Origin of the sequence: Streptomyces sp. NPDC058086, from assembly GCF_042885015.1 — a bacterium.
GTDB lineage: Bacteria > Actinomycetota > Actinomycetes > Streptomycetales > Streptomycetaceae > Streptomyces.
Map to the genome: position 1 here is coordinate 1 of NZ_JBHVST010000211.1, position 6,973 is coordinate 6,973.

Consider the following 6,973-nt stretch of genomic DNA (forward strand, 5'->3'; position numbering starts at 1 on the left):
CGCCCAGCCCCCACCCACCCGCAGCCGAAGAACCCACCGGGGGCCTGGGGGCGGAGCCCCCGGGGATGGGACGGGTAGGGGCGGCGGGGGCGAAACCCGCTTTTCTCCACCCCCGACCCGCACCACCATTCCCTTATGACGACCCACCCACGCTTCTCCCACACCACCCGAGCCCACTCCTTCAACACGGCCGCAGCCCAGTACGCCGCGAACCGCCCCTCCTACCCACCCGCCCTCTTCACCACCCTCGAAGACCTGGCCGCCCGCCCCCTCAAGGGCGCGAAGGTCATCGACGTAGGCGCGGGCACCGGCATCGCCACCACCCTCCTGCACGCCCGAGGTGCGGACGTCATCGCCGTGGAACCCGGCGAGGGCATGGCCGCGGAGTTCCGCCGCGCCCACCCCGACATCCCCCTGGTCCGGGGCACCGGCGACGCCCTCCCCCTCGCCACCGCCTCCGCCGACTTCCTCACCTACGCCCAGTCCTGGCACTGGACGAACCCGGCCCACTCCCTCCCGGAGGCCTTCCGCGTCCTGCGCCCCGGCGGCGCCCTCGCGCTCTGGTGGAACACGTCCGCCCTCGACGTCCCGTGGATCGCCGCCCAGGCCCGGCGCATCGATCAGTACTTCGAGGACGCCCACCCCACCGAAGAAGGCGACGCCCAGCCCACCGAAGAAGGCACCGCCACGGAAACCGAGGAAGGCACCGCCACCAAGACCAAAAAGGACACCGAATCCCACCAGCGAGCCGCAGGCTTCCTCACCGAACGAGCCTTCAAAGGCGCCCCCGAACCTCCGCCCCACACCCACCGCTTGGTCCGCTGGAGCCGCCACGTCCCCGTGGACACCCACCTCGCCAACATCGGCAGCCACTCGGCCTTCCTGATCCTCGGCAAGGAGGACACCGACGCCTTCCTCGCCGAGGAGCGCACCCGCCTCCTGGAGACCTTCCCGGACGGCCAGGTCGAGGAGGTCTACGAGGTACTGGTGATCGTGGCCACCCGCTCGTGATCGCGCGCGGCGGCCCACCGCTCCAGGGCCGCCGCACACGCGTGGTCCACATGCCGCAGCCCGCCCAGCTCCAGCCGTACGTCACGGTCGTGCGGCAACGCCTCCAAGGCGTCCAGCAGCTTCGGCAGCCGCAGGAACGTGGCGTTCCCCATCACCCGTACGACCATCCCCGCCGCCCCCCGGTCCTCCGTCTCCACATGCACATGGCTGATGTCCCACGCGGTCTTGGCGACGGCGAGCGCAAGCCCGACCAGCACCCCTTCAAACAGATTCCCCACCACGATCGCCACCGCCGTCACACCCAGTACGACCACCTCCCCGCGATGCCCGCGCCACAGCACCCGCACCTCCCGCACCGGTACCAACTTGCAGCCCGCGTGCACCAGCAACCCCGCCAGCGCCGCCACCGGAATGATCCCGAGGACTCCGGGCACCACCACCGTGAAGACCAGCAGCCACACCCCGTGCAGTACGCGCGAGACCTTGGTCTGCGCCCCGGCCTGCACATTCGCCGCGCTCCGCACGATCACCGCGGTCATCGGCAGCGCCCCGAGCGCCCCGCACACGGCGTTCCCCGCACCCTGCGCGATGAGCTCACGGTCGTAGTCGGTCCGCGGCCCCCGGTGCAGACGGTCCACCGCCGCCGCGCTGAACAGCGACTCGGCGGAGGCGATCAAAGCGAAGGCGACCACCGTCCCGAGCATGCCCACTTCCGTGAGCCGGCCCAGGTCCGCCAAGGACGGCGGCTGTACGGCATCGAGCAGCCCGCGCACCTCGACCCGCCGCACGGGCAGATCGAACACCCCGGTCGCAACCGCCGCGAGTGCCACCGCCAGCAACGGCGCCGGCACCACCCGCGCCCCGCGCCGCCAACGCGGCCACAGCAGCAGTACGACCACGGTGGCGCCCCCGACCGCGAGAGCCACCGGGTCCGCGTCCCCGGGCAGCGACACCAGCCCGGCGATCTTCCCGAGCCCGCTCGCGGGCGCGGACGCGTCACCCATCGCGTAGACCTGGCCCGCGATCAGCACGAGCCCGATCCCGGCGAGCATCCCCTGCACCACCGCGACGGACACGGCCCGGAACCACCGCCCGAGCCGCAGCGCCCCGAGCGTGAGTTGCACCAGCCCGGCGCCGAGCACCAGCACACCCAGGGCCCGCAGCCCGTACGTCTGCACCGCCTCGTACACCAGCACGGTCAGCCCGGCCGCGGGTCCGCTCACCTGAAGGCTGCTCCCGGGCAGCACCCCGGCGACCAGGCCACCGACTATCCCGGTCACCAGCCCCAACTCGGCCGGCACGCCCGAGGCGATGGCGACCCCTACACACAACGGCAACGCGACAAGAAACACGACGAGAGACGCGGACAGATCGGCTCGACGCAGATCGGCTTTACGCATGGCGACGGCACCTCCGGTTGAGTGCGGAAGATGCGTGGGTGCCGTGCCGGGGGAGGGCACGGCGGATCCAACGGCGCGGCACCAAGGCCGGTGGGCATATGACCGCGCACTGAAATCCATTGTCGGTAACGGGAGTTGATCGCGCAGCCCTTCCGTGTAACCGCCGAGTGAACACGGAAGCGCACCACCCCACCGCACGCCGGAGCTCCCCCTTCCGATCGCGCCGCCGCGCGCCTGCGCCGTCGGATGCGACCGGGCTTGACGGAGCCACCCCTCCCGCGCAATATTCATCGCATGATGAATATTACTCCCCGGCCCCCCGACCGCCCCACGGCCACCACCACCTCCCAGGCCACGACCATCACCCCCCTGTCCTCCCAGCCCCCGGCCACCGCCATCCGCGCCGAAGGCCTCACCGTCGTACGCGGCCCCCGCACCGTCCTGCGCGGCCTCGACTTCGCCGTACCCCGCGGCCAGATCACCGGACTCCTCGGCCCCTCCGGCTGCGGCAAGTCCACCCTCATGCGCACCATCGTCGGCACCCAGGCCAAAGTCACCGGCACCCTCGAAGTCCTCGGCCGCCCCGCCGGCGACGCCGCACTGCGCTCCCGCATCGGATACGTCACCCAGGCCCCCTCGGTCTACGACGACCTGACCATCCGTCAGAACCTCGACTACTTCGCCGCGATCCTCGACCCCGGCCGCGCCGCCGCCGACCGCCGCGACGCCCATGTCACCCAGGCCATCGCCGACGTCGACCTCACCACCCACGCCGACGCCCTCGCCGGCAACCTCTCCGGCGGCCAGCGCAACCGCGTCTCCCTCGCGGTCGCCCTGCTCGGCACCCCCGAACTCCTGGTCCTCGACGAGCCCACCGTCGGCCTCGACCCGGTCCTGCGCCGCGACCTGTGGAACCTCTTCCACGCCATCGCCACGGAACGGAAGGCGACGCTGCTGGTCTCCTCCCACGTGATGGACGAGGCCGAGCGCTGCCACCGCCTGCTCCTGATGCGCGAGGGCGAGATCGTCGCCGACGACACGCCCGACGCCCTGCGCGAACGCACCGGCCGCGACACCGTCGAGGCCGCCTTCCTCCACCTGGTCGACGAGGCCACCGCGACCGGCGACGCCCGCAAGGAGACCGTCCGATGACCACGGCCACCACCACGCACACGGGCACGGACACGACGGCCCCCGCCCGCCCGAGCGCGATCAACTACTCCCGTACGACCGCCACCGCGACCCGCGTCCTGCGCCAGCTCCGCCACGACCCGCGCACCATCGCGCTGATGATCCTCATCCCGTGCCTGATGCTCGTCCTGCTCCGCTACGTCTTCGACGGCAGCGCGCGCACCTTCGACTCCATCGGGGCCTCCCTTCTCGGAATCTTCCCGCTGATCACGATGTTCCTGGTCACCTCCATCGCCACCTTGCGCGAACGCACCTCGGGCACCCTGGAACGCCTCCTCGCCATGCCCCTTGGCAAGGGCGACCTGATCGCCGGCTACGCCCTGGCCTTCGGCGCCGTCGCCGTCGTCCAGTCGGCCCTGGCCACGGGCCTCGCGGTCTGGTTCCTCGGCCTCGACGTCACGGGGTCCCCCTGGCTCCTGCTGCTCGTGGCCCTCCTCGACGCCCTGCTCGGCACGGCCCTCGGCCTCTTCGTCTCGGCCTTCGCGGCCTCGGAATTCCAGGCGGTCCAGTTCATGCCGGCGGTGATCTTCCCCCAGCTCCTCCTCTGCGGCCTCTTCACGGCCCGCTCCACCATGCACCCCGTCCTCGAAGCCCTCTCCGACGTCCTCCCCATGTCCTACGCCGTCGACGGCATGAACGAAGTCCTCAAGCACACCGACATGACGGCCAACTTCGTCCGCGACGCGTTCATCGTGGCGGGATGCGCCCTCCTGGTCCTGGCCCTGGGCGCCGCGACCCTGAGGCGCCGCACCGCATGACGAACCCACGCCGACGGCCCCCAGGGGCACGGGGAACCGCGCGCCCAGCCCCCACCCACCCGCAGCCAGAGAACCCACCCCCGTCCGCCCAACGGACACCCCACCCCGCCCAACCCCCCAAGTGCGAGGATGACCCCAGGACGACGCACCCCCGGAGGGCACCCGCACCATGACCCAGAAAGTCGCAGTCCTCGGCACCGGCAAGATCGGCGAAGCCCTGCTCAGCGGAGTGATCCGATCAGGCTGGGCCCCCGCCGACCTGCTGGTCACGGCCCGCCGTCCCGAGCGCGCCAGGGAACTCCAGGAGCGCTACGGCGTCACCGCCGTCACCAACGCCGAGGCCGCCAAGAACGCCGACACCCTGATCCTCACGGTCAAGCCGCAGGACATGGGCACCCTCCTCGACGAACTCGCCCCCCACGTCCCCGCCGACCGCCTGGTGATCAGCGGCGCGGCGGGCATCCCCACCTCCTTCTTCGAGGAGCGCCTGGCCGCGGGCACCCCCGTCGTCCGGGTCATGACGAACACCCCCGCCCTCGTCGACGAGGCGATGTCCGTCATCTCCGCCGGCAGCCACGCCACCGAAGCGCACCTCGCCCACACCGAGGAGATCTTCGGCGCCGTCGGCAAGACGCTCCGTGTCCCCGAATCCCAGCAGGACGCCTGCACCGCGCTCTCCGGCTCGGGACCGGCGTACTTCTTCTACCTGGTCGAGGCCATGACGGACGCGGGCATCCTGCTCGGCCTGCCCCGCGACAAGGCCCACGACCTGATCGTCCAGTCCGCGATCGGCGCCGCCGTGATGCTCCGCGACAGCGGGGAGCACCCCGTGAAACTCCGCGAGGCCGTCACCTCTCCCGCGGGCACCACGATCAACGCGATCCGCGAACTCGAGAACCACGGCGTCCGCGCGGCCCTCATCGCCGCACTGGAGGCAGCCCGCGACCGCAGCCGCGAACTGGCCTCCGGCAACAGCTAGAGGCAGCGGGGCCGGGGCCACCGCCCCGGCCCGCCGTCAATGACCTCTCTCCCCTCGGGGACTTCAGCCGGCGGCCAACAGCCCGATCGCCCGATACGCCGCGTCCACCCGAGGACGCGCCATCTCCCGGGCCCTCCCGGCACCGTCGCGCAAAACCGCCTCCACATATGAGGGATCCGCGCACAACCGTTTGTGCCTCTCCTGCACGGGCCTGAGGAGTTCGATCACGGCCTCGGCGGTGTCCTTCTTCAAAGCGCCGTACGACTCGTACGCACCGCCGAGGGTCTCCGGATCCCCACCTTCACAGGCGGCGAGAATCTCCAGCAGGTTCGAGATCCCCGGCCGCGCCTCGGGGTCGTACAGGACGTCCTGCCCGCTGTCGGTCACAGCCCGCATGATCTTCTTCCGTACGGCATCCGGCTCATCGAGCAGATAGACGACGCCGGGCCCCACGTCATCGCTCTTCCCCATCTTCGACGTCGGCTCCTGCAGATTCATGACCCGCGCCGCGATCTGGGGCCGCGTGGCCCGGGGCACCACGAAGGTGTGCCCGTAGCGCTGGTTGAACCGCACCGCGAGATCCCGGGTCAGCTCCACATGCTGCGTCTGGTCGTCCCCGACCGGCACCTCGTCCGTCCCGTACGCCAGGATGTCAGCCGCCATCAGCACGGGATACGTCAGCAGGGAGAGCCGCACACTCCCGCCCCGCTCCCGCTCGCGAGCGGCCTTCTCCTTGTACTGGATCATCCGCCGCATCTCCCCGTCGGTCGCGACGCACTCCAGCAGATACGACAGCCGCGCGTGCTCGTCCACATGACTCTGTACGAAGACGGTGCACAGCTCCGGATCGAGCCCCGAGGCCAGCAACAACGTCGCCGCCTGCCTACTGAGCCTGCGCACCCGCCCCGGATCGTGGTCCACGGTCAGCGCGTGCAGATCGACGACGCAGAACAAGGCGTCGGCCTGGTGCTGATCGACATCGGCCCACCGCCGGATGGCCCCGAGATAGTTCCCCAGCGTCAGATGCCCGGTCGGCTTGACCCCACTGAAGACCCGTGTCATCACTCCACCTCCTGGTCGAGGCCGCCGCACCCGCCGGCCGGCTCCCCAGGAGGGAGACACAAAAACGGCCGCCGAGGCGGCGGCCGTTGAGTACATACGTGAGTACGGCCGCCCGTCAGGCGGCCCACCACTGCTGGGTGCACGTATGTGTAGTCATGGCGCCGAGCGTACGCCCCCGGAGGGCATCCCGGAGCGGAGTTGACACGCCCCCACCCGGTACGTAATGTTCTCCGAGTTGTCCGACGTGAGCGCCGACCCCGGTCGGTCCCCGGACAGCCATTCCGCAACAAGCATTCAACGAACGGCGACTCGTCGTCGGCTCGTTTTCATGCGTGTTTGCGAAATGAGGAATCCGCGTTCGAAAGGGCGCCACCCCGATTAGCTCGGGAGCCAGGAATCCGCTAAAGTCTCACTCGTCGGAACGGCCCAAGGGCTGGGAAGACAAGCCCCGCTGACTGGGAATCGGACACGAAAGAGTCTGATAGAGTCGGAACCGCCGGAAAGGGAAACGCGAGAGCGAGAACCTGGAAAGCACCGAGGAAATCGGATCGCGAAACGGTCTGATAGAGTCG

Annotated in this window: 6 protein-coding genes; 4 read left to right on the top strand and 2 right to left on the bottom strand. The window is 70.5% G+C overall.

All coding sequences use genetic code 11. The annotated features are described in order from the left end of the window. Window positions 1–135: 135 nt before the first annotated feature. Window positions 136–1,011, top strand: a complete 876-nt coding sequence (locus ACFVWD_RS56605) for a class I SAM-dependent methyltransferase (protein ID WP_389606875.1) — start codon at window positions 136–138, stop codon at window positions 1,009–1,011. Here the strand turns inward: ACFVWD_RS56605 and ACFVWD_RS56610 are convergent. Further along, a complete protein-coding gene (locus ACFVWD_RS56610) occupies window positions 975–2,411 on the bottom strand; it encodes a SulP family inorganic anion transporter (protein WP_389606877.1) in 1,437 nt (478 codons plus the stop codon). The genes ACFVWD_RS56605 and ACFVWD_RS56610 overlap by 37 nt on opposite strands. 294 nt (window positions 2,412–2,705) lie before the next feature. Here ACFVWD_RS56610 and ACFVWD_RS56615 point away from each other — a divergent pair, with 294 nt between their 5' ends. The 3 genes from ACFVWD_RS56615 (at window position 2,706) to proC (ending at window position 5,339) form a co-directional block, all read left to right on the top strand. Then, entirely contained in the window at window positions 2,706–3,563 is an 858-nt protein-coding gene (locus tag ACFVWD_RS56615; protein WP_389606879.1) for an ABC transporter ATP-binding protein, read from the top strand. Further along, window positions 3,560–4,360: an ABC transporter permease gene (locus ACFVWD_RS56620; protein ID WP_101399936.1), complete on the top strand. Its 801-nt coding sequence runs from the start codon at window positions 3,560–3,562 to the stop codon at window positions 4,358–4,360. The genes ACFVWD_RS56615 and ACFVWD_RS56620 overlap by 4 nt, the downstream gene beginning before the upstream one ends. Window positions 4,361–4,529: 169 nt before the next feature. Further along, window positions 4,530–5,339 carry a pyrroline-5-carboxylate reductase gene (proC, locus tag ACFVWD_RS56625; RefSeq protein ID WP_101399937.1) on the top strand — a complete coding sequence of 270 codons (810 nt, stop codon included), beginning with the start codon at window positions 4,530–4,532 and terminating at the stop codon, window positions 5,337–5,339. A gap of 63 nt (window positions 5,340–5,402) precedes the next feature. Here the strand turns inward: proC and trpS are convergent, their stop codons facing one another. Next, window positions 5,403–6,401 (bottom strand): tryptophan--tRNA ligase, encoded by a 999-nt coding sequence (gene trpS / locus ACFVWD_RS56630; protein WP_389606881.1) that lies wholly within the window; start codon window positions 6,399–6,401, stop codon window positions 5,403–5,405. Window positions 6,402–6,973: the final 572 nt, after the last annotated feature.

Bases quoted from the DNA above. Each gene is read 5' to 3' on its own strand.
- trpS (WP_389606881.1), bottom strand. From the start codon at position 6,401: ATGACACGGGTCTTCAGTGGGGTCAAGCCGACCGGGCATCTGACGCTG.
- ACFVWD_RS56610 (WP_389606877.1), bottom strand. From the start codon at position 2,411: ATGCGTAAAGCCGATCTGCGTCGAGCCGATCTGTCCGCGTCTCTCGTC.
- ACFVWD_RS56615 (WP_389606879.1), top strand. From the start codon at position 2,706: ATGATGAATATTACTCCCCGGCCCCCCGACCGCCCCACGGCCACCACC.
- ACFVWD_RS56620 (WP_101399936.1), top strand. From the start codon at position 3,560: ATGACCACGGCCACCACCACGCACACGGGCACGGACACGACGGCCCCC.
- ACFVWD_RS56605 (WP_389606875.1), top strand. From the start codon at position 136: ATGACGACCCACCCACGCTTCTCCCACACCACCCGAGCCCACTCCTTC.
- proC (WP_101399937.1), top strand. From the start codon at position 4,530: ATGACCCAGAAAGTCGCAGTCCTCGGCACCGGCAAGATCGGCGAAGCC.